The 20,243-nt window shown below is 67.9% G+C and carries 16 protein-coding genes; 8 read left to right on the plus strand and 8 right to left on the minus strand.

Going from position 1 to position 20,243, the window contains the following annotated elements; genetic code table 11:
* The first annotated feature begins 151 nt into the window (after positions 1-151).
* The 4 genes from thiS (at position 152) to ACZ0AE_RS15645 (ending at position 3,816) form a co-directional block, all read left to right on the plus strand.
* A complete protein-coding gene (gene thiS / locus ACZ0AE_RS15630) occupies positions 152-352 on the plus strand; it encodes a sulfur carrier protein ThiS (RefSeq protein WP_447595370.1) in 201 nt (66 codons plus the stop codon).
* Between the two features lie 63 nt (positions 353-415).
* Positions 416-1,207 (plus strand): thiazole synthase, encoded by a 792-nt coding sequence (locus ACZ0AE_RS15635; RefSeq protein WP_128096404.1) that lies wholly within the window; start codon positions 416-418, stop codon positions 1,205-1,207.
* Entirely contained in the window at positions 1,207-1,941 is a 735-nt protein-coding gene (gene trmB, locus ACZ0AE_RS15640) for a tRNA (guanosine(46)-N7)-methyltransferase TrmB (RefSeq protein WP_038686604.1), read from the plus strand. Before ACZ0AE_RS15635 ends, trmB begins: the two co-directional genes overlap by 1 nt.
* Positions 1,942-1,968: 27 nt before the next feature.
* Positions 1,969-3,816, plus strand: a complete 1,848-nt coding sequence (locus ACZ0AE_RS15645) for an SLC13 family permease (protein ID WP_038686602.1) — start codon at positions 1,969-1,971, stop codon at positions 3,814-3,816.
* A gap of 28 nt (positions 3,817-3,844) precedes the next feature.
* On the opposite strand, the gene ACZ0AE_RS15650 is transcribed toward ACZ0AE_RS15645, so the two are convergent.
* Positions 3,845-4,192 (minus strand): Rieske (2Fe-2S) protein, encoded by a 348-nt coding sequence (locus ACZ0AE_RS15650; RefSeq protein WP_038691887.1) that lies wholly within the window; start codon positions 4,190-4,192, stop codon positions 3,845-3,847.
* A gap of 176 nt (positions 4,193-4,368) precedes the next feature.
* On the opposite strand from ACZ0AE_RS15650, the gene ACZ0AE_RS15655 reads away from it, so the two are divergent.
* The 4 genes from ACZ0AE_RS15655 to ACZ0AE_RS15670 all read left to right on the plus strand — a co-directional run bounded on the left by ACZ0AE_RS15655 (position 4,369) and on the right by ACZ0AE_RS15670 (position 7,704).
* Positions 4,369-4,647 carry a hypothetical protein gene (locus ACZ0AE_RS15655; RefSeq protein ID WP_137190173.1) on the plus strand — a complete coding sequence of 93 codons (279 nt, stop codon included), beginning with the start codon at positions 4,369-4,371 and terminating at the stop codon, positions 4,645-4,647.
* Positions 4,648-4,764: 117 nt separating this feature from the next.
* Positions 4,765-5,472 (plus strand): fumarylacetoacetate hydrolase family protein, encoded by a 708-nt coding sequence (locus ACZ0AE_RS15660; protein ID WP_038686598.1) that lies wholly within the window; start codon positions 4,765-4,767, stop codon positions 5,470-5,472.
* Positions 5,473-5,528: 56 nt separating this feature from the next.
* Positions 5,529-5,933: a large-conductance mechanosensitive channel protein MscL gene (gene mscL, locus ACZ0AE_RS15665; RefSeq protein WP_038686597.1), complete on the plus strand. Its 405-nt coding sequence runs from the start codon at positions 5,529-5,531 to the stop codon at positions 5,931-5,933.
* A gap of 349 nt (positions 5,934-6,282) precedes the next feature.
* Positions 6,283-7,704 (plus strand): M28 family peptidase, encoded by a 1,422-nt coding sequence (locus ACZ0AE_RS15670; RefSeq protein ID WP_038686595.1) that lies wholly within the window; start codon positions 6,283-6,285, stop codon positions 7,702-7,704.
* 44 nt (positions 7,705-7,748) lie between these two features.
* Here ACZ0AE_RS15670 and ACZ0AE_RS15675 read toward each other — a convergent pair whose 3' ends face one another.
* The 7 genes from ACZ0AE_RS15675 to ACZ0AE_RS15705 form a co-directional block, all read right to left on the minus strand.
* On the minus strand, positions 7,749-9,215 hold the full coding sequence (locus ACZ0AE_RS15675) for an alanine/glycine:cation symporter family protein (protein ID WP_448134280.1): 1,467 nt from the start codon (positions 9,213-9,215) through the stop codon (positions 7,749-7,751).
* A 43-nt stretch (positions 9,216-9,258) separates the two neighbouring features.
* Entirely contained in the window at positions 9,259-10,194 is a 936-nt protein-coding gene (locus ACZ0AE_RS15680) for a hypothetical protein (protein WP_463601558.1), read from the minus strand.
* A 625-nt stretch (positions 10,195-10,819) separates the two neighbouring features.
* The gene (locus ACZ0AE_RS15685; protein ID WP_463601559.1) at positions 10,820-11,659 is read right to left on the minus strand and encodes a TrmH family RNA methyltransferase; all 840 of its coding nucleotides are present in this window, start codon (positions 11,657-11,659) and stop codon (positions 10,820-10,822) included.
* Positions 11,652-13,169 (minus strand): alanine/glycine:cation symporter family protein, encoded by a 1,518-nt coding sequence (locus tag ACZ0AE_RS15690; protein ID WP_038686589.1) that lies wholly within the window; start codon positions 13,167-13,169, stop codon positions 11,652-11,654. The genes ACZ0AE_RS15685 and ACZ0AE_RS15690 overlap by 8 nt, the downstream gene beginning before the upstream one ends.
* Positions 13,170-13,528: 359 nt before the next feature.
* The gene (locus tag ACZ0AE_RS15695; protein ID WP_038686587.1) at positions 13,529-16,654 is read right to left on the minus strand and encodes an efflux RND transporter permease subunit; all 3,126 of its coding nucleotides are present in this window, start codon (positions 16,652-16,654) and stop codon (positions 13,529-13,531) included.
* The gene (locus ACZ0AE_RS15700; protein WP_448134282.1) at positions 16,651-17,736 is read right to left on the minus strand and encodes an efflux RND transporter periplasmic adaptor subunit; all 1,086 of its coding nucleotides are present in this window, start codon (positions 17,734-17,736) and stop codon (positions 16,651-16,653) included. The genes ACZ0AE_RS15695 and ACZ0AE_RS15700 overlap by 4 nt, the downstream gene beginning before the upstream one ends.
* Positions 17,737-18,120: 384 nt before the next feature.
* On the minus strand, positions 18,121-20,181 hold the full coding sequence (locus tag ACZ0AE_RS15705; protein WP_463601560.1) for a TonB-dependent copper receptor: 2,061 nt from the start codon (positions 20,179-20,181) through the stop codon (positions 18,121-18,123).
* Positions 20,182-20,243 lie beyond the last annotated feature (62 nt).

A 20,243-nucleotide genomic window follows, 5' to 3' on the forward strand; every position in this document is an offset into this window, starting at 1 on the left:
GCAATGGTTTCACTGCGCCCCGGGCAATTCACGCTGCGTCGCCGCATGAAATCGCCCCGGGCCTCTGGAAACCCCGCACGGCGGCCTCCGCCGCCCCGGCAGCGGGCCGGCAAGGGTACGCACACCGGCCACAATTAGGGACAATGGCGTCATGAACATCGTCCTCAATGGCGACACCCGCCAGCTTCCGCAAAGCGCCACCGTCCACGACCTGCTGCACACCGAGCAGCTGCTTGAGCGCCGGGTGGCGGTGGAGGTCAACGGCGAGATCGTCACCCGCAGCCGGCACGCCAGCCACGCCCTGCAGGACGGCGACGTGGTCGAGATCGTGCACGCACTGGGCGGCGGTTGACCGTGTTGGACCGCGCGTGCACGGGCGCAGCATCGTGACGCGCGATAGGCGATAATTCGCGCCATGAATCCACACGCCCCCAACGACGCGCTGGTGATCGCCGGCAAGACTTACGGTTCCCGGCTGTTGACCGGCACCGGCAAGTTCAAGGACCTGGAAGAAACCCGCATCGCCACCGATGCCGCCGGTGCCCAGATCGTGACCGTGGCGATCCGCCGCACCAACATCGGGCAGAACCCGGGCGAGCCGAACCTGCTCGACGTGCTGCCGCCGGACCGCTACACCATCCTGCCCAACACCGCCGGCTGCTACACCGCCGAAGACGCCGTGCGCACCTGCCGCCTGGCCCGCGAGCTGCTGGATGGCCACAACCTGACCAAGCTGGAAGTGCTGGGCGACCAGAAGACCCTGTACCCGGACGTGGTGCAGACCCTCAAGGCCGCCGAACAGCTGGTCAAGGATGGCTTCGCGGTCATGGTCTACACCTCCGACGATCCGATCCTGGCCAAGCGCCTGGAAGAGATCGGCTGCGCCGCGGTGATGCCGCTGGCTGCGCCGATCGGCTCGGGCCTGGGCATCCAGAACAAGTACAACCTGCTGCAGATCATCGAAGACGCCAAGGTGCCGATCATCGTCGACGCCGGCGTGGGCACCGCGTCGGATGCGGCCATCGCGATGGAGCTGGGCTGCGACGGTGTGCTGATGAACACCGCCATTGCCGGCGCCCGCAACCCGGTGCTGATGGCCAGCGCGATGCGCAAGGCGGTCGAGGCCGGGCGCGAGGCGTTCCTGGCCGGGCGTATTCCGCGCAAGCGCTACGCCAGTGCCTCCTCGCCGGTGGACGGGCTGATCTGATGACCAATCCCTTCGACAGCGCCGGCGCCAAGGCCCCCGCCAAGCCGTTCACCATTACCGAAGGCCGCCGCGAGGTACGCAGCTTCGTGCTGCGCCAGGGCCGCTTCACCCCCGCCCAGCAGCGTGCGTTCGACGACCGCTGGCCGCGCTTCGGCCTGGACTTCACCGGCGAGCCGCGCGACCTGGACGCCACCTTCGGCCGCGATGCGCGCAAGGTGCTGGAAATCGGCTTCGGCAACGGCGCCGCGCTGCGCTTTGCCGCCCAGCAGGACCCCAGCCGCGACTACATCGGCCTGGAAGTGCACGCCCCCGGCGTGGGCCGTCTGCTCAACGCGCTGGCCGACGACAACGCCGACCACGTGCGCCTGTACCACCACGACGCGGTGGAGGTGCTGGAAAAGGAAATCGCCGATGGCGTGCTCGACGAAGTGCGCATCTATTTCCCGGACCCGTGGCACAAGAAGCGCCACAACAAGCGTCGCCTGATCCAGCCGGGGTTCGCTGCACTGCTGGTGCGCAAGCTGCGCAGCGGCGGCCGCCTGCACTGCGCCACCGACTGGGAAGACTACGCCGAGCAGATGTGGGAGGTGCTGGACGCCACGGACGGGCTGACCAACCGCGCCGGTCCGCGCGGCCAGGTGGACCGTCCCGAATGGCGCCCGCAGACCCACTTCGAAACCCGTGGCCAGAAGCTGGGCCATGGCGTGTGGGACCTGTTGTACGACCGCACCTGATCCCCGCCCAAGGAACCGCGCCACCCCATGGATACCGCGCTGACGCTGACCACCGATATGAAGCTCGTGCTCGGGCTGGTCGGCTTCACGATGGCGATGTTCCTGTTCGAGCGCATCCGCGCCGACGTGGTGGCGCTGGTGGTGCTGGTGGTACTGGGTGTCACCGGCCTGATCGCGCCGGAGGAAATCTTCGGCGGCTTCTCCGGTAACGCGGTGATGAGCATCATCGCCACCACCATCCTCGGTGCGGGCCTGGACCGCACCGGGGCGTTGAACCGGCTGGCCGCCTGGCTGCTGCGACGCGGGCACGGGGTGGAAACCCGCCTGCTGATGATGACCACGGCCATTGCCGGCTTGAACTCCTCGTTCATGCAGAACCCGTCGGTGATGGCGCTGTACCTGCCGGTGGCCTCGCGGCTGGCCGCACGCACCGGGCTGACCCTGCAGCGCCTGCTGCTGCCGATCGCCGCGGCGATCGTGATGGGCGGCGCGCTGACCATGGTGGGCAATTCGCCGCTGATCCTGCTCAACGATCTCCTGGCGTCGGCCAACAACAACCTGCCCTCGGGCCTGGCCACCATCGAACCGTTGCGCATGTTCGCGCCGCTGCCGATCGGCGTGGCGCTGCTGGTCGCCTCGCTGCTGTATTTCCGCTACTTCGGCGACCGCAAGCTGGTCGAAGAGGAAACCCTGGCCAACGACGGGGTCACCCCGGCGCGCACCGAGAGCTACTTCGCCAAGACCTACGGCATCGAAGGCGACGTATTCGAACTGGTGGTCAGCGCCGAGAGCCCGCTGGTGGGCATGACCCTGGGCGAAGCGGAGAACGTGCACGACGCGCCGCTGCTGCTGGCGCTCAAGACCGGCAATGACACCCGGCTGGCACCGCCGGCGGAGATGCGCATCTGGGTGGGCAGCGTGCTGGGGGTGATGGGCGCCCGCGCGCAGGTCAACGACTTCGCGCAGAACCAGTTCCTGCGCATGTCCTCGCGGCTGAAGCACCTGGGCGACCTGTTCAACCCCAGCCGCGCCGGTATTTCCGAGGCCGTGATCCCGCCCACCTCGGACGTGATCGGCAAGACCGCCTCGGAACTGCGCCTGCGCAAGCAGCGCGGGATCAGCCTGCTGGCGATCAACCGCGACAAGCAGGTGATCCGCGAAGACGTGCGCAACGTGGCCCTGCGCGCCGGCGACATGCTGGTCTTCCACAGCATCTGGACCGACCTGGCCCAAGCCGCCAAGAGCCGCGATTTCGTGGTGGTCACCGACTACCCCAAAGGCGAGCAGCGCCCGCACAAGTTCAAGATCGCGATGAGCATCTTCGCCATCACCATCCTGATCGCGCTGACCTCCAAGCTGCCGGTGGCGCTGACCCTGATGACCGGCGTGGCCGGCATGCTGCTCACCGGCGTGCTGCGCATGGACGAGGCGTATGCCTCGATCAACTGGAAGACCATCTTCATGATGGCCGGCCTGATTCCGCTGGGTTGGGCCATGGACAGCAGCGGCGCGGCGGCGTGGGTGGCCGGGCACACCATCGACCGCCTGCCCACCGGCATTCCGGTGTGGGTACTGGAGATCGCGCTGGCGCTGTTGACCACGGTGTTCTCGCTGACCATCAGCCACGTGGGCGCGACCATCGTGATGGTGCCCATCGCGGTCAACCTGGCGCTGGCTGCTGGCGGCAACCCCACCGCGTTCGCGTTGATCGTGGCGTTGTCGGCGTCCAACAACCTGATGACCGCGTCCAATCCGGTGATCTCGATGATCACCGGGCCGGCCAACTACACCCCGCGCGAGCTATGGCGCGTCGGTGCGCCCCTGTCGTTGATCTACACCATCGTGGTGGTGGCGATGATCAACCTGATGTTCTGAGGAAAGCGTAGCGACCCACGGTCGCTACCTACCCGAGCCACACCTGGCCGTCGCGCACCTGCAGCGGTACCGCGCGCAGGCGGTCGCCCTTGCACGGGCCGGCCACGCAGCTGCCATCGTCGAGCGAGAACGACGCGCCGTGCGCGGCGCACACCAGATGGCCTTCACGGCTTTTCAGGAACTGTCCCGGTGCCCAGTCCAACCGTCGCCCGGCATGCGGGCAGATGTTCAACCACCCGCGCACGTCGTCACCATGGCGGTACATGACCAGCGACTCGCTGTCGCCGTCCAGGGTGACCTCGACCTCGGCAAAGCCTGCGTCGGCAATGGCGTCCAGGGCCATCAGGGGAACGGCGGCGGTATCGGAAACAGACATGTCGGCACGCGGATTCAACGGGGCGGCATTCTCTCACGCCGTCACGTGGCTGGCCCGGCGATGAACACAAGTCATTGATTTGAAATGAACGCACGGTACGTTTAACGAGTTTTTCACTCAATGACAGAGGCCACCCCGGATACTGATGGCTCGCTGACTTCAGCCAAAGAAACGCCATGTACAAGCGCTACTTCCAGTTCAACACGTTCCGCACCCTGTTCGCGCCGCGCAAGCCGCGCCATCCGCTGGTGCGCGTCGCGGTGGGTCTGTTGGGCTTGGCTATCCTGGCCGCGCTGGTGTTCGTAGGGGTATTCGTGGGTGCGGCGATGATCATCGCCGGCGTTGCGTGGAAGCTGCTTGCCCAGCGCAAGCAGGGCACGCGCCCGAGCGACCCGCAGGTGGTGGACGCCGAGTACCGCGTGGTTCGCAAGCAGGCATTGCCGCTGTCGCGTTGAGGGGTTGCCGCGCCGTCGCGCGGCCCTCTGTCCGTCCCGCATTCGGCCACGTTTGGCGTGGCACGTCGCGCGCGCTCGTTCTAGACTGCCTGTGACCCAATGTGACAGGACGCGAGCATGACTGATGTAATTCCCACGCCCGAGCAGCCGCGCATTCCGGTGGCCGGTGGCGGCACGTTCCCGGTGCGCCGCATCTACTGTGTTGGGCGCAATTTCGCCGACCACGCACGCGAGATGGGCGCCGCCGTTCCGGCAGCCGATGACCGCGGCCGCCCGATGTTCTTCAGCAAGCCCGCCGATGCGATCGTGGTCGGGCATGACGATGTGATCCCCTACCCGCCTGCCACCCACGACCTGCACCACGAAGTGGAGTTGGTGGTGGCGATCGGTCGCGATGCGCCCGCCGGCGAGCTGCCGGTGGACCAGGCCGAGGCGCTGGTGTTCGGCTACGGCGTCGGGCTGGACCTGACCCGCCGCGACCTGCAGGCGGCGGCCAAGGCCAAGGGCCACCCGTGGGACCCGGCCAAGGGCTTCGATCATTCCGCGCCGATCAGCGAACTGGTGCCGGCCGGTGAAGTGGGCGACCTGGCCGCGCTCAACCTGTCGCTGGAAATCAACGGCGAAGTGCGTCAGCAATCGCTGCTGGACCAGATGATCTGGAACGTGCCGGAGATCCTGCACGAGCTGTCCAAGCTGTGGGCGTTGAAGGCCGGCGACCTGGTCTTCATGGGCACCCCGGCGGGCGTGGCGGCACTGCAGCCCGGGGACCGTTTCAGCGCGCGTCTGGAGAATGTGGCAGAGCGCCACGGCATCATCGCCGGATGACACCTGCTGCGTTACGCTGCGCCGTCATTTGATTACACCTGCCACAGGAGAGCCCGATGGGAATGTTTACCGAGTTCAAGGAATTTGCCATGCGTGGCAATGTCATCGACCTGGCGGTCGGTGTCGTGATCGGTGCGGCGTTCGGCAAGATCGTCACCGCACTGGTGGACAAGATCATCATGCCGCCGCTGGGCTGGCTGATCGGCCGGGTGGATTTTTCGCAGCTTGCCTGGACCCTTGCCCCCGCGCGGCTGGGACCGGATGGCAAGGAAATCCCGGCGGTGGTGATCGGCTACGGTGACTTCCTCAACACGCTGGTGCAGTTTGTGATCGTGGCGTTTGCGATCTTCCTGGTGGTCAAGGTGATCAACCGCCTGGCCCGCAAGAAGGAAGCCGCGCCGGCCGCCCCGGCTGAAGAAGTGCTGCTGCTGCGCGAAATCCGCGACAACCTCAAGCGCTGAAGCATCAGCATCCCGGTAGTGCCGGCCGCCGGCCGGCTCCGGGCGATGCTGGATGTCCGCAGAGCCGGCCAGCGGCCGGCACTACCGGCTCCGGGCGATGATGGGTTCATGCAGAGCCGGCCAGCGGCCGGCACTACCGGCTCCGGGCGATGATGGGTTCATGCAGAGCCGGCCAGCGGCCGGCACTACCCGGTGGTTCTGGCGGTTGCCGATGCACATGCGAAACCTCGCCCCGGCGGGGTTTTCGCGTATGGAAAACAGCGTCCGCGCAACCATGACCTCCCACCCATGTGCGGGCCGGGCAGGCTGCTAAGCTCGGACGCTTCTGTCCTGCTTTCCGGAGCTGTCCATGCGTCGCCGCGTCCTTGCCATCGCATCCTCCCTCGCACTGTTGGCCGCCCCGGCGTTCGCGGCGACCGGCCCCACCACGCTGGCGCCCAAGTCGCTGGCCACCGCCGCCGAACTGCGCGAGCAGGCCCTCAAGGACGACACCGGCTGGAAGGTGGTCGAGTCGCTCACCACCGAGATCGGCCCGCGCATCGCCGGTGGCGAGGCCGATGCCCGCGCCGTGGCCTGGGCCGTGGCCAAGTTCAAGGCACTGGGTTTTGACAAGGTCTGGACCGAGCCGGTGACCTTCCCCAAGTGGGAACGCCGCAGTGAACACGCCCAGGTGATCGGCAAGCACGCCCAGCCGCTGACCATCACCGCGCTGGGCGGCAGCCCGGGCGGCACGGTCGAGGCCGAGGTGGTGCGCTTTGCCGACCTGGCCGCGCTGCAGGCGGCACCGGAAGGTTCCCTGAAGGGCAAGATCGCCTTCGTCGACTACCAGATGACCGCCTACCGCGACGGCCGTGACTACGGCAACGGTGGCGCGGTGCGCAGCAAGGGCCCGTCCGAGGCGATCCGCAAGGGTGCGGTGGGCTTTGTGATGCGCTCGGCCGGTACCGATTCGCACCGCGTGCCGCACACCGGCATCACCCGTTTCGATGACGGCCTGACGCCGGTACCGGCCGCGGCCTTGTCGGTACCCGATGCCAACCAGCTCGCCCGCCTGGTCGCGCTTGGCAGCACCACGCTGAAGCTGAGCCTGGATTGCGGGTGGGACGGCAAGGCCACCTCGTACAACGTCATCGGCGAAATCACCGGGCGCAGTCTGCCCAAGGAAGTCGTTGTCATCGGCGGTCACCTCGATTCCTGGGACCTGGGCACCGGTGCCGTGGACGATGGCGCCGGCGTGGGCATCACCATGGCCGCGGGCCACCTGATCGGCCAGCTCAAGCAGGCCCCGAAGCGCACCATCCGCGTGGTGGCGTTCGCCAACGAGGAACAGGGTCTGTACGGCGGCAAGGCGTATGCCGAGGCCCATGCCAAGGACGTGGTGCTGCACCAGCTGGCCGCCGAGAGCGACTTCGGCGCCGGCCGCATCTACGCCTTCAACACCGGCTCGCCGAACCCGCAGGGCTCGCGCGATGCCACCCGCCAGATTGCCGACGTGCTCAAGCCACTCGGCATCGAGTACGCCGCCGACAAGGGCGGCCCCGGCCCGGACGTGGGTCCGCTGGCCGCCAAGGGCGGCGCCTGGGCGTGGTTGGCGCAGGACGGCAGCGACTACTTCCACCTGCACCACACCGCCGACGACACGCTGGACAAGATCGACCCGGCCGCGCTGGCACAGAACGTAGCCGCCTACACCGTGTTTGCTTACCTGGCCGCCGAGGCCGACGGCAGCTTCGGCAGCGAAGCCAAGCCGACCACGCCGCCCAACGAATGACGGTCCGCAGGGACCGTGGCGCTTCGCCACGGTCCCTGCCCTGCTCATTTGCCGCCGCGCGCGGCGATCTCGTTCCACAGCTCGGCCCGGGCAACGCCGGCCACCTGCGGGTTGAACACCGGATCGATGCCGGCACGCCGGCTCTTCTCATAGTCGCGCAACGCGGCCAGGGCCGGCTTCTGCAACAGCAGCAGCGCGATGATGTTCAACCAACTCATCAGGCCGACGCCGATGTCGCCCAACGACCACGCTACGGTTGCGGTATTGACCGCCGACCACGTGGCCACGCCCAGGAACGCCACCTGGAACAGCCGCAGCACCCACGGGCGGTGCTGGTTGCGGCACAGGTACACCACGTTGGTTTCGGCGTTGTAATACAGCGCCAGGATGGTGCTGAAGGCGAACGGCAGAATCGCCAACGCGATGAAGGCCGTGCCGAATCCGGGCAACGCCGACTCGACCGCGTGCTGCACGAAGTGCGGTCCGGCGGCCAGCCCCGGTACGTTCGCCACCAGCATGCCGGCATGGCTTGCCGCCGCCGGGTCGTACACGTTGTAAGCGCCGGTGGACAACACCAGGAATGCGGTGGCGCTGCACACCACCAGGGTGTCGATGTAGACCGAGAATGCCTGCACCAGCCCCTGCTTGACCGGATGCGAGACCTCGGCGGCCGCAGCCGGATGCGCGCCACTGCCCATGCCGGCTTCGTTGGACATCACCCCGCGGCGCACGCCCCACTGGATGGCGGTGCCGATCATCGCGCCAAAGGCGGCATCGGTACCGAACGCGCTGTCGACGATCAGCCGCGCCATGCCCGGCAGCGCATCCACATTAAGCGCCATCACCACTGCGGCCACCAGCAGATAGCCGATCGCCATGATCGGCACCACCACCTGCGTCACGCTGGCGATACGGCGTACGCCGCCGAAAATCACCAACCCGACCACGACCACCATGCCGGCCGCCGATGCACTGGCGGGAACGCCCCAGGCGCCGTCGAGCGCACTGGCGATCGCATTGGACTGGGTACCCGGTAGGAACAGCCCGCAGCCAATCACCGCGCTGATCGCGAAGGCCACGGCATACCAGCGCTGGCCCAGCGCGCGTTCGATGTAGTACGCCGGGCCGCCGCGGTACTGCCCGTTGGCATCGCGCTCCTTGTAGATCTGCGCCAGGGTCGATTCGATGAACGCGCTGCTGGCACCCAGGAAGGCCACGCACCACATCCAGAAGATCGCGCCGGGACCGCCGTAGGCGATGGCCATCGCCACGCCGGCGATGTTGCCGACGCCGACGCGGCTGGACAGCGACAGGCTCAGTGCCTGGAACGAGGACACCCCGGAGGCCGAACTGCTGGAACTGAACAACAGGCGCAGCATGTCCGGCAATGCACGCAGCTGGATGAAGCGGGTGCGCACGCTGAAGTACAGGCCGGCCAGCAGGCACAGCCCCACCAGCGCCGGGCTCCAGACCAGGTCGAGCAGGCGGGCGACGATGGATTCGATGGTCATGGGCGGCTCCCGAGGACAGGACGGCGGGTCGAGGGCGCGCGCATCAGAAGTACATCCCGAGTGCGATCTGCGGGCTGACGAACGCACCACTGTTGCGGCCGCCCACGCTGAACTCGACGCCGGCGATCAGCCCCAGCGAGGGACTGAAGTGGTACTCGATGGCCGGCGCAAGGCTGACGCTGCTGCTGGAAGGCCGGCGCTGGTTGACGCTCCGCAGGCCCTCGCTGCCCGGGGCATAACCGGTGATGTGCTGGTCGCTTTCGCGGCTGGCGGTGAGGTCCAGCGCAGCCACCCAGCGGGCGTTGAAGCTGTATTCGGCCCCCAACGAGAGACCCAGCAGCGAGCCCCGCGCGATGCTGCCGCGGAAGCCGGGATCGGTGCCGTACACGCTGCTGTCGTGCAGCGCCACGCGCGCCGGTGCCGGGCTGGCGCTGAGCTGGCCACGCCAGCGCAGCGGGCGGTCATTGGGCATCCACAGCACCTGCTGCACGCCCAGTGCAAAGGTGGTGCGCTGCACGCCATCGCCCTGGGCGTTGAGTGGATTGCCACCGATGCGGTCGTAGCTGCCGGTGGCAAAGCGCTGCAGCAGCGCCACCGAAATGGCCGGGCGCGTGCCGTCGGCGCTGGGCGCCTGCAACAGGTACTGCAGCCGCGCGGTGGTGTCACCGGCACGCACTGCACCGCTGCGCGCGCCGGCCGCGTCGGCACGTGCCGCGCTGAGATTGACCTGCGCGGTCACGCGCTCGCCCATGCCATAAGCGATGGGCACGACGGTGAGCCAGGCGCCGCTGTCGCTGCTGCGCTGGCGGCGACCGGTGGCGTCGTAACCGGCATCACTGTCGACGCGGACCAGGTACGGCTCGATGTACCAGTGGCCACGCGGCACCCCGGCCGGGTTGGCAGTCACCAGTGGACCGGTGAAGTTCACGCCGTCGAGGCTGCGCGCCTGCGCGGCGGCATGCGGGGCGGCAAGCCCCATGGAAACAGCCGCCAGCGCTAGTGCGGCGACACGATGAAACGACAACGCGGACAAGGTCATGCCAAGGCTCCCGTGAGACTGGAAAGAAGGCGGTGCGCAAGCACACCGCTGCGCCAATCTGCACAGCGCGCCGGGCGGCAACAACGTGCGAAAACCTTATTTTTTCCGATCTGTGCGGGGCTTCACGCATGTAAATTCAAAACACTTGCGATGGTGCTGTTTTGCGTTCTTGGCTGGCAATCGCAACGGTGGTGTTCATTGCGTGCGGCAATGACGGAAGCGTAGAGAGCGGGTGTTCCCGCGCTGCGTGCAGCCACCCGTGGGGTGGCTCTACCCATCGATGACGCATAAAAAAGCCCGGTCGAAAAACGACCGGGCTACCGGGACTCGTCACACCCCACGCGGTGAGCGTCACAGACATTCTGCGATCCGGACAACGGCGCCGCGCTGGGTGGGTGTCTCTCCTCACCTACCCAACACTGCACCGCCGAGCACTGTGACGCAGCTCAAGGCCAGCGCACTATGCGAAAAATCCGAATCGGCTGTAGTCACTACGCCATCAGTGACACCGATCACACCGCGTTGGGCAAGCGCGCAGGCGCGCTACCCGAAAAACACCGCCTGCTCAGCGGGCCTGGCGTCCGTACCAGTGCGCCAACAGCACCGCTGTCGCCGATGCCACGTTGAGGCTTTCCACTGCGCCGGTCCCCGGAATGGACACCTGCGCGTCGCAGTCCTGCGCCAGCTCACGGTCCATGCCTTCGCCTTCGGCACCCATCACGTACACCAGGCGCGCCGGCACGTCGCTGGCGAACAGGTTGTCACCGCCGTCCACCAGCGTCGCGGCCAGGCCAAAGCCGGCATCGCGCAGCTGCTGCATCGCCTGCGGCACTGCCGGCAGGCGCACCAGCGGCACCGATTCGGCGCCGCCTTCGGCCACGCGCGCGGCCGCACCGGACAATGCCAGCGTGGAGCCCGGTGGCAGCAGCAGGCCGGCCACGCCGAAATGCGCCGCCGAGCGCAGGATCGCGCCGAAATTGTGCGGGTTGCCCACGCCATCCAGCCACAGCGCCAGCGCCGGCGTGCCGGCCGGCAGCGTGCCCAGCCACTCGCCCAGCTCCAGCATCGGCGCGCGCAGCACGTCGGCCACCACCCCTTCATGGTGGGTGGTAGCGGCCAGCTTGTTGAGGTCGCCCTCTTCCACCACGCGGTAGCCCACGCGGTTGGACACGCACCACTTCAGCATCGGCTGCAGGCGCGGGATCAGCGATTCGGCCAGGTACAGCTTGCGCAGCGCCTGCGGGCGCTTTTCGAACAGGGCCTGCACGGCATTCCAGCCATACAGGCGCAGCTCGTCGTTGCCCCGCCCCGGCGGTGGCGGCGTGCCGCCCTCGCGCGGGGGCAGCGGGGTGGCCCGCGGCGGCCGCGAAGACGGGCGGCGGGCATTCTTCCAGGGATCATTCACTACGGGACAACTCCAGCTTGCGTTGACGCCAGAAATCAGCGTTCTTGATGCCCAATGCATCGGGGTCGAAGGTCGGATCCAGGCCGAGCTTCTTCTGTCGTTCGTAATCGCGCAGCGCCAGCATCGCCGGCTTCTGCACGATCAGGATGGCGATGATGTTCAACCAGGCCATCAGGCCCACGCCGATGTCGCCCAGCGCCCACGCCAGGGTGGCGTTGTGGAACGCACCGAACACCACCATGCCGATGATGCCCAGGCGCAGCACCAGCACGGTGAGCGGGCGCTTGCGGTTCTGGTTGATGTAGCTGAGGTTGGTTTCGGCCATGTAGTAATAGGCCATGATCGTGGTGAAGGCGAAGAAGAAGATCGCCACCGACACGAACGAGGCGCCCCAGCCCGGCAACACCGCTTCCACGCCGGCCTGCGCGTAGCCGGCGCCTTCCGGGATACCGGCCAGGCCCTGGAAGATCGGTTCGGCACCGGCCACCGGCGAGTACACGTTGTAGGTACCGCTGGCCAGGATCAGGAAGGCGGTGGCGGTGCACACCATCATGGTGTCGAAGTAGATCGCGAACGCCTGCACGTAGCCCTGCTTGGCCGGGTGCGAGACCTCCGAGGCGGCGGCGGCGTGCGGGCCCGAGCCCTGGCCGGCTTCATTGGCATAGATGCCACGCTTGATGCCCCACTCCACTGCCAGGCCCATCATCGCGCCGAACGCAGCGTGGGTGCCGAAGGCACTGTCGAAGATGATGCCGAACATTTCCGGCACGCGGTCGTAGTTGATGATCATGATGACGATGGCCATCAGGATGAACGCGGCGGCCATGAACGGCACCACCACTTCGGCGAAGTTGGCGATGCGCTTGACCCCGCCGAAGATGACCACGCCCAGCAGCAGCGCCACCACGACGCCGATGCCCAGCTTCAGTGCCTGGACGTCGGCCAAGCCCATGAATTGGCCATCCAGCGGGCCGCACAGGGCGCCGCCACGGCAGGCGTTGATGATGCTGTCGGCGATGGCATTGGCCTGCACGCCCGGCATCAGGAAGCCGGCGGCGATGATGGTGGCCACGGCGAAGGCCAGGGCGTACCACTTCATGCCCATGGCTTTTTCGATGTAGTAGGCCGGGCCGCCACGGTAGCGGCCTTCGGCGTCCTTGGTCTTGTAGATCTGGGCCAGGGTGCATTCCACGTACGAGGTGGAGGCGCCGACGAAGCCCATGACCCACATCCAGAAGATCGCGCCGGGACCGCCGAAGGCGATGGCGGTGGCCACGCCGGCGATGTTGCCGATGCCCATGCGGCCGGCCATCGACATGGCCAGGGCCTGGAAGGAGGACACGCCGGCATCGGACTTCTCGCCCTTCACCGTAAGGCGGCACATCTCGAAGAAGCCGCGGATCTGCATGAACCGGGTGCGGACGCTGAAGAACAGGCCAGCGCCCAGGCACACGGCGATCAGCGCCTTGCTCCAGATGATGCTGTTGATGAAATGTACGGTTGCTTCCACGCGCTCTCTCCAGTCGGCGGAAAAAAAGGACGTCCCGTCGGCTGGAGGGGACCGGGTCGATTCTCCACCATCACGGCCGCCACGGGTAGCGCCGGGTGCGTGGGGGGCGGCGGCGTGGGGCGGATGAACGCGTCGCCACGCGCCGGGGCAATGACACGCCGCGCTGTAGAGCCGGGCTCTGCCCGGCTGCTTGATGCTTTTTGGCCGCGCGGAGCAGAGCAGCCGGGCAGAGCCCGGCTCTACGCGGCCTCTTATCGGCAGAGCAGCCGGGCAGAGCCCGGCTCTACGCGGCCTCTTATCGGCAGAGCAGCCGGGCAGAGCCCGGCTCTACACGGCAGCTACGTATTCATCTGCCCCGGTCAGGCGTGCCCGCCCACCGACGGGGTCTCCGCCTCCTGCTTCTCCAGCTCACGGGCCACCGCTTCGGGCGAACGCGTGTACGGGGCCAGCAGCGAATAGAACGCCGGCACCACGAACAGGGACAGGAAGGTGGACACGGTGACGCCGAAGATCACCACGATGCCGATGGTGCCGCGGCTGGCCGAGCCCGGGCCGCCGGCGACCACCAGCGGGATCGCGCCGACCACCGTGGCAATGGAGGTCATCAGGATCGGGCGCAGGCGCACCATCGACGACTCGACGATGGCCCGGTGCACGTCGCGGCCTTCGTCGCGCAGCTGGTTGGCGAACTCCACGATCAGGATGCCGTTCTTGGCCGCCAGCCCGACCAGCATCACGATGCCGATCTGGCTGAACAGGTTGATGCTGCCGCCACTGACATACAGGCCCAGCAGCGCGCCGAGCACGCCCAGCGGCACGGTCAACATGATCACCAGCGGGTGGATGAAGCTCTCGAACTGCGCGGCCAGCACCAGGTACACCACCAGCAATGCCATGGCGAAGGTCAGCAGCACCGCGCTACCGGCGTTCTGGTATTCGCGCGATTCGCCCTTCCAGTCCAGCTGCGCGTGCTGCGGCAGTTCCTCGCGGGCGGTCTGCTGGGCCCACGCGATCGCCTCGCCCAGCGGGTAGCCCGGGGCCAGCCCGGCGGTGATGGTGATCGAGCGCAGCCGGTTGAAGCGGTTGAGGTTGCCCGCCTCGGCCACTTCGCTGAGCGTGACCAGGTTGGACAACGGCACCAGTTCGCCGCCGCTGGCGCGCACGCGGATGGCGGCCAGATCGGCCGGGGTGGCGCGACCGTCGCGGCCGGCCTGCACCAGTACGTCGTATTCCTCGCCGTTGTCGACGAAGGTGGTGACCCGGCGCGAGCCCATCATGGTTTCCAGCGCGCTGCCGATCGCGGTGACCGACACGCCCAGGTCGGCGGCGCGCTGGCGGTCGATGTTGACCCGCATCTGCGGCCGGGTTTCCTTGTAGTCCGAATCCGGGCCGACCAGGCCCGGGTTGTCGGCCATGCGTGCCAGCATGCGATCGCGCCACTGCGCGATTTCGGCGTACTCCGGCCCGCCCAGCACGATCTGGAACGGCTGGCCCTGGCTGCGCACCAGCCCGCCACCGACCTGGGTGCGCACGCGCACGCCGCGTATGCCATCCAGGTGCTTCTGCAGGTCGGCGGCCACGTCCGGCGTGGCGGCCTGGCGCTCGCGCCATGGCTGCAGGAACACGCTGATGCGGCCGGTATGCATTTCTTCGCTGGCACCGAAGCCGCCGGGCACGCGCGGGTTGGCGCGCACGATCGGCTTGTCGTCGCCGACAAACCCGGCCACCACCTTCTCCACTTCCTGCACCTGGCCCACGGTGTAGTCGTAGCCGGCGCCTTCCGGGCCATCGATCATGATCTGGAACGAACCGCGGTCTTCGGCCGGCGCCAGTTCGGACGGCAGCAGCTTTAGCAGCAACGCGCTGGCCAGCAGCGACAGCAGCATCACCACCACGTAGATCCAGGTGCGCCCGACGTGTGCGTCGAGCACCCGCCCGTAGGCGGCCGAGACGCGGTCCAGATTGCGGTTGATCACCCCGTGCAGTCCCTTCGGCGGCTGGCCGCTGTGCGGCTTGAGCAGCTTGGAGGCCATCATCGGGGTCAGCGTGAGCGAGACGAATGCCGACAACGCCACGGCGGCGGCCAGCGCCACGGCCAACTCGCGGAACAGGCGACCGGTATTGCCTTCCAGGAAGCCCACCGGCAGGAACACCGCCACCAGCACGGCGGTGGTGGCGATCACCGCGAACGCCACCTGCGCGGTGCCGCGCTTGGAGGCCACCAGCGGCGGCTCGCCCAGGTCGATGCGGCGCTGCACGTTTTCCACCACCACGATGGCGTCATCAACCACCAGGCCGATACACAGCACCAGCGCCAGCAGGGTCAGCAGGTTGATGGAGAAACCAAACGCGTACAACGCGATGAACGCCGCCACCAGGCACACCGGCACGGTGACCGCGGGAATCAGCGCGGCGCGGAAACTGCCGAGAAACAGCCAGATCACCGCCAGCACCAGCAGCATGGCTTCCACCAGCGTGGCGTAGACGCGGTCCACGGCCGCTTCGATGAAGGTGGTGTTGTCGAAGGCGACGAAGATGTGGGTGCCTTCGGGCAGGGTCTGCCCGACCCGCTCGGCTTCGGCACGTGCGGTGCGGGCCACGTCCAGCGAGTTGGCGGTGGAGGTCTTGACGATGCCCAGCCCGATGCCCGGTTCGCCATTGCTGCGGTAGTACGCGCGCCGTTCGGACGAAGCCAGCTCGATCTTGGCCACGTCGCCCATGCGCACCACGTAGCCATCGGCGCCCTTGCCGAGCGGAATGGTGGCGAAGTCTTCCGGCTTCACGTAGTTGCGCTCCACGCGCAGGGTGAAGTCACGGTCGGCCGATTCGATGCGGCCCGCCGGCAGCTCGACGTTCTCGTTGCGCAGCGCGGTTTCCACATCGCCCACGGTGAGGCCGCGCGCGGCCAGCTGGTCGCGGTCCAGCCAGATGCGCATGGCATAGCGCTGGCGCCCGCCGATGCGGACCTGGGCCACGCCGTCCAGGCTGGAGAAGCGGTCGACCACGTAGCGGTCGGCGTAGTCGCTCAGCTCCAGCGTGTCCATGCTGGAGGAGGTCATGTTGAACCAGATGATCGGGTCGGCGTCGCTCTCGACCTTGGCGATTTCCGGCGGGCGCGCCTCTTCGGGCATGCGGTCGGCGACGCGGCTGACCGCATCGCGCACGTCATTGGCCGCCGCTTCGATATCGCGGTTGGAGGTGAATTCGATGCTGACCTGGGCGCGGCCGTTGGAGCTGCGCGCGTTGATGGTGTCGATGCCTTCGATGCCGGCCAGGGCATCTTCGAGCACCTGGGTAATGCGGCTTTCGATGACCGCGGCCGAGGCACCGGTGTAATCCACCGAGACCGAGACGATCGGCGGGTCGATCGCGGGCAGCTCGCGCAGGGTCAGGCGGGTGAACGACATCACGCCCAGCACGACCAGCAGCAGGCTCATCACCACGGCGAAGACCGGGCGCTGGATGGAAATGTTGGAGAGTTTCATCCGGCCGGGTCCACGGGCTTGGCGGCGGGCACGCCGGCAGCCGCCGGCGCCGGGCGGTCATCGACCTTCAGGCCCGGGCGCAGCTTGCCGGTCCCGTCGACCACGATGCGGTCGCCGGCCTTCAACCCGCTGCGGATTTCCACCACGCCGGCACGGCGCGCGCCACTGGTGATATCGAGGCGTTCGACGCTGTGGTCGGCCTTGACCCGGTACACGAACGAGTCGCGGCCGACCTGGACCACGGCGATTTCCGGGATCACCAGGGCCTGGCGCTCCGGACGGAACATGCGGATATCCAGCAGCATGCCCGGGCGCAGGGCGTGGTCGGCGTTGATGAAGTCGGCGCGCACGGTGACCGCGCGGGTGCCCGGGTCGACGCGGGTATCGATGGTGGCCACCACGCCCTCGAAGCTGCGGCCGGGATAGGCCACGCTGGTGGCGGTGACCTTGTCGCCGTTGCCCAGGCTGGCCAGTTCGGCTTCGGGCACCTGGAAATCGACGTGCATGCGTTCGATGTCGTCCAGGGTGGCGATGCTTGTGCTGGGGGTGACCAGCGAGCCCGCGCTGACCTGACGGATGCCGAGCACGCCGGCGAACGGCGCGCGCACGCGACGGTCGCCGATGTCCGACTGCATTTCGCGCACGCGCGCCTCGGCGGCATCGCGGATGGCGCGCTGGGTGTCCAGGGTGGCGCTGGCCACCAGTTGCTGGGCGGCCAGTTCGCGCTGCCGCTTGTAGAGCTGGTCGGCCTCGGCAAACGTGGCTTGAGCCTGCAGCAAGGCCGCTTCCTGGGCCTGCCCACGCAGGGTGACCAACGGGGTGCCGGCGCTGACCTGCTGGCCGCTGTCGAAGTGGACGGTCTCGATGATCTCGCTGACCTTGGCGGTGATGGTCACCGACTCACGCGCCTTGGCGGTGCCCAGGGCCTGCAGCGTGTCGTTCCATGCGGAGGTCTGCACCACCTGGGTAGTGACCGGTACGGCGTCTGCCGCCCGGCGCGCGGTGTCGTCCTTGCTGCTGCACCCGGCCAGCAGGGCCAGGGTGAGGCCAGCGGCGATGCGCGCGGTGATGCGTCCCAACATTTGGAAAAATCCCGTTAAACCCACGACCGCCGAGTGTACGGGTCGGGGCTGGCCGGGCATATGTGCCAAGCGTTTACCGGCGCCCGGTGGCAGCCGAAATGCCTTTCGTGCTGGCCTGTGCGGGTGTGTAACGGCATGTATCGGCGCGTGTCGGATGACGTCAATCGCCGGGTGGAGCCGACCGTTGGTCGGCTGGACGCGTCCCGTAGAGCCGGGCTCTGCCCGGCTCCGGTTCCGTATCGGACGGTGACGCATGCAGCCGGGCAGAGCCCGGCTCTACGTGGCTGCGGTTCCGTATCGGACGGTGACGCATGCAGCCGGGCAGAGCCCGGCTCTACGTGACGGTGACACATGGCAGCCGGGCAACGCCCGGCGCCACGTCCCTCAATACCGGTAGTTCACCTTCATCCACGCCGTCCGGCCCGGTTCGTTGATCCGCACCGGGTCGGCCGGGAAGCCGAAGTCGGCGCTGCCGGCCAGGTTCAGGTGTTCGCTGTAGGCGCGGTCGAACACGTTGTCGATGCCGGCACTGAGCAGCAGCGCATCGTTGATGCGGTAGCTGGCATTGAGCGCAAGAGTGGCAAAGCCGGCGCTCGGGCCCAGGTCCCGGGCCACCACGTTGCCTTGGCCATCGGCGACCCGATGCTGGTGCGCTACCGCACGGGCCAGCGCGCCCACGCTCCAGCGGTCGGCTTCCCAGGTGGCGCTCACGCGTGCTTCCAGCGGCGGCATCTGCGGCAACGGGCTGCCATCGCTGCGGTTTTCGCCCCATGCATAGGCCAGGCTTCCGCCCAGTTTCCAGCGCGTACCGAGCATGATGTCGGCGCCGGCCTCGGCACCGGCGATGCGGGCATCCACGTTGTTGGCCTGGGTCATGCTGCCCATCATGCCGCCGTCGAAGTAGGTGAACAGGATGTAATCCTGCAGCCGGCCGGCATACGCCGAGACCCACGCGTTGAGGCGCGCGCTGCGGTACTGCAGGCCCAGGTCCAGCTGGGTGGTCTGCTCCGGCTGGATGCCGGTAAACGCGTTCGCCGCGCCCATCGGCCCCATGTCCGGCGAGAACAGTTCCCAGTAGTCGGGCATGCGTTCGCTGTGGCCGATGCCGGCGTACCAGGTCAGCGACGGCGCCAGGTCGCGCTCCAGGCGCAGGAAACCGCTGCCGAGGTACTCGCGGCGCTGCTGGCCGGCGGTGGGGTTGGGCATGGCCATCATGCCGCTGGTGCGGCGTTCGTCGGTGACCTCGGCGCGGTCGATGCGCAGGCCGCCCACCCAGCGCTGGGCGGTGCCGTCGCCCAGGGTGATCTCACTGAAGGCACCCAGGTTCTCGAAGCGCGCGTCGGTGCGCCAGGGCTGCTGCTCATAGGTATTGCGGCCCATGCCGCTGCGGCTGCGGTGCCGGCTGTCCTGCGCGTCCACGCCGGCGACCACCGCGATGTCCTGCCAGCGCCATTCCGAGGCGATGCGGCCGCCGGTGGTACGACGGTCGACATTGGCGGCCATCGGCATCGGCATGCTGCTGTCCGGATTGGGCGTGCGCAGCGTGTAGTTGTCCATCACGTGGTCGGCGTCGTTGTAGTACACGTTGGCCAACAGCTTGTCCCAGGCACCGGGCAGATTGTCCTTCTCGAAACGGGCGGCATAGCTGGTGCGCTTGAACGCGGCGCCGTCCATGCCACGCCCGGCGTAGCGCGCGATGGCGTCACCGGTGCCGGCCGACAGCTCCAGCACGGTGTCGGCATCGGGTGTCCAGCCGACGGCCACGTCGCTGTTCCACTTGCGCCATTTCGACGGCACCACGTCGCCATTGCCGTCCTTGTAATCGTCCGCTTCGGAGCGGTTGCCGTTGACCCGCACGTAGCCCTGCGACGCACCGGCGGTCAGGTCGAGCACCTGGTCGTTGCGGTTGCGCGAGCCCACCAGTGCGCTGGCGTTGATATCCACGCCCGGTCCGTCGAAACGGGGGGTGTCGCGCTCGAAACGCACCGTGCCGGCCGACGCCCCGGCGCCCCAGCGCACGCTCTGCGGCCCCTTGATGATGGTCAGCCGGTCGAAGGTTTCCGGCGCGATGTAGGACAGCGGGTTGTCCATGCGCGAGGGGCAGGCGCCGATCAGGTTGCCCTCGTTGCTGACGATGTTCAGGCGTGACCCGAACATCCCACGCAGCACCGGGTCGCCGTTGGTGCCGCCGTTGCGGATCGCCGAAAAGCCCGGCACGGTCTTGAGGTAGTCGGCGCCATCGCTGGCGGGTACCGGTTGGCGCGGCAGGCGCGGGTCGGTGACCCAGTGCAGCGGCGAGGACGGGGCGGTGGCGGTCACCACCAACGTGTCCAGGGTCTGCGCGGGTTCACGCTCGGCGGCGTGCAGCGGCAGCATGGCCAGGGCGAGCGACAGGGAAACAGACAGGCGCGTCATTGCGCCCGCACTGCGGGAAGCGAGATTCATGTGGAACTCCAGAAAACGCACAGGCGCGCGCCGCCATCACGGCGTCACGCAGCAGGAAAGGA

The sequence above is a fragment of the Stenotrophomonas sp. AC248 genome (assembly GCF_979258185.1).

Bases quoted from the DNA above. Each gene is read 5' to 3' on its own strand.
- thiS (WP_447595370.1), top strand. From the start codon at position 152: ATGAACATCGTCCTCAATGGCGACACCCGCCAGCTTCCGCAAAGCGCC.
- ACZ0AE_RS15635 (WP_128096404.1), top strand. From the start codon at position 416: ATGAATCCACACGCCCCCAACGACGCGCTGGTGATCGCCGGCAAGACT.
- trmB (WP_038686604.1), top strand. From the start codon at position 1,207: ATGACCAATCCCTTCGACAGCGCCGGCGCCAAGGCCCCCGCCAAGCCG.
- ACZ0AE_RS15645 (WP_038686602.1), top strand. From the start codon at position 1,969: ATGGATACCGCGCTGACGCTGACCACCGATATGAAGCTCGTGCTCGGG.
- ACZ0AE_RS15650 (WP_038691887.1), bottom strand. From the start codon at position 4,192: ATGTCTGTTTCCGATACCGCCGCCGTTCCCCTGATGGCCCTGGACGCC.
- ACZ0AE_RS15655 (WP_137190173.1), top strand. From the start codon at position 4,369: ATGTACAAGCGCTACTTCCAGTTCAACACGTTCCGCACCCTGTTCGCG.
- ACZ0AE_RS15660 (WP_038686598.1), top strand. From the start codon at position 4,765: ATGACTGATGTAATTCCCACGCCCGAGCAGCCGCGCATTCCGGTGGCC.
- mscL (WP_038686597.1), top strand. From the start codon at position 5,529: ATGGGAATGTTTACCGAGTTCAAGGAATTTGCCATGCGTGGCAATGTC.
- ACZ0AE_RS15670 (WP_038686595.1), top strand. From the start codon at position 6,283: ATGCGTCGCCGCGTCCTTGCCATCGCATCCTCCCTCGCACTGTTGGCC.
- ACZ0AE_RS15675 (WP_448134280.1), bottom strand. From the start codon at position 9,215: ATGACCATCGAATCCATCGTCGCCCGCCTGCTCGACCTGGTCTGGAGC.
- ACZ0AE_RS15680 (WP_463601558.1), bottom strand. From the start codon at position 10,194: ATGGGGCTTGCCGCCCCGCATGCCGCCGCGCAGGCGCGCAGCCTCGAC.
- ACZ0AE_RS15695 (WP_038686587.1), bottom strand. From the start codon at position 16,654: ATGAAACTCTCCAACATTTCCATCCAGCGCCCGGTCTTCGCCGTGGTG.
- ACZ0AE_RS15700 (WP_448134282.1), bottom strand. From the start codon at position 17,736: ATGTTGGGACGCATCACCGCGCGCATCGCCGCTGGCCTCACCCTGGCC.
- ACZ0AE_RS15705 (WP_463601560.1), bottom strand. From the start codon at position 20,181: ATGAATCTCGCTTCCCGCAGTGCGGGCGCAATGACGCGCCTGTCTGTT.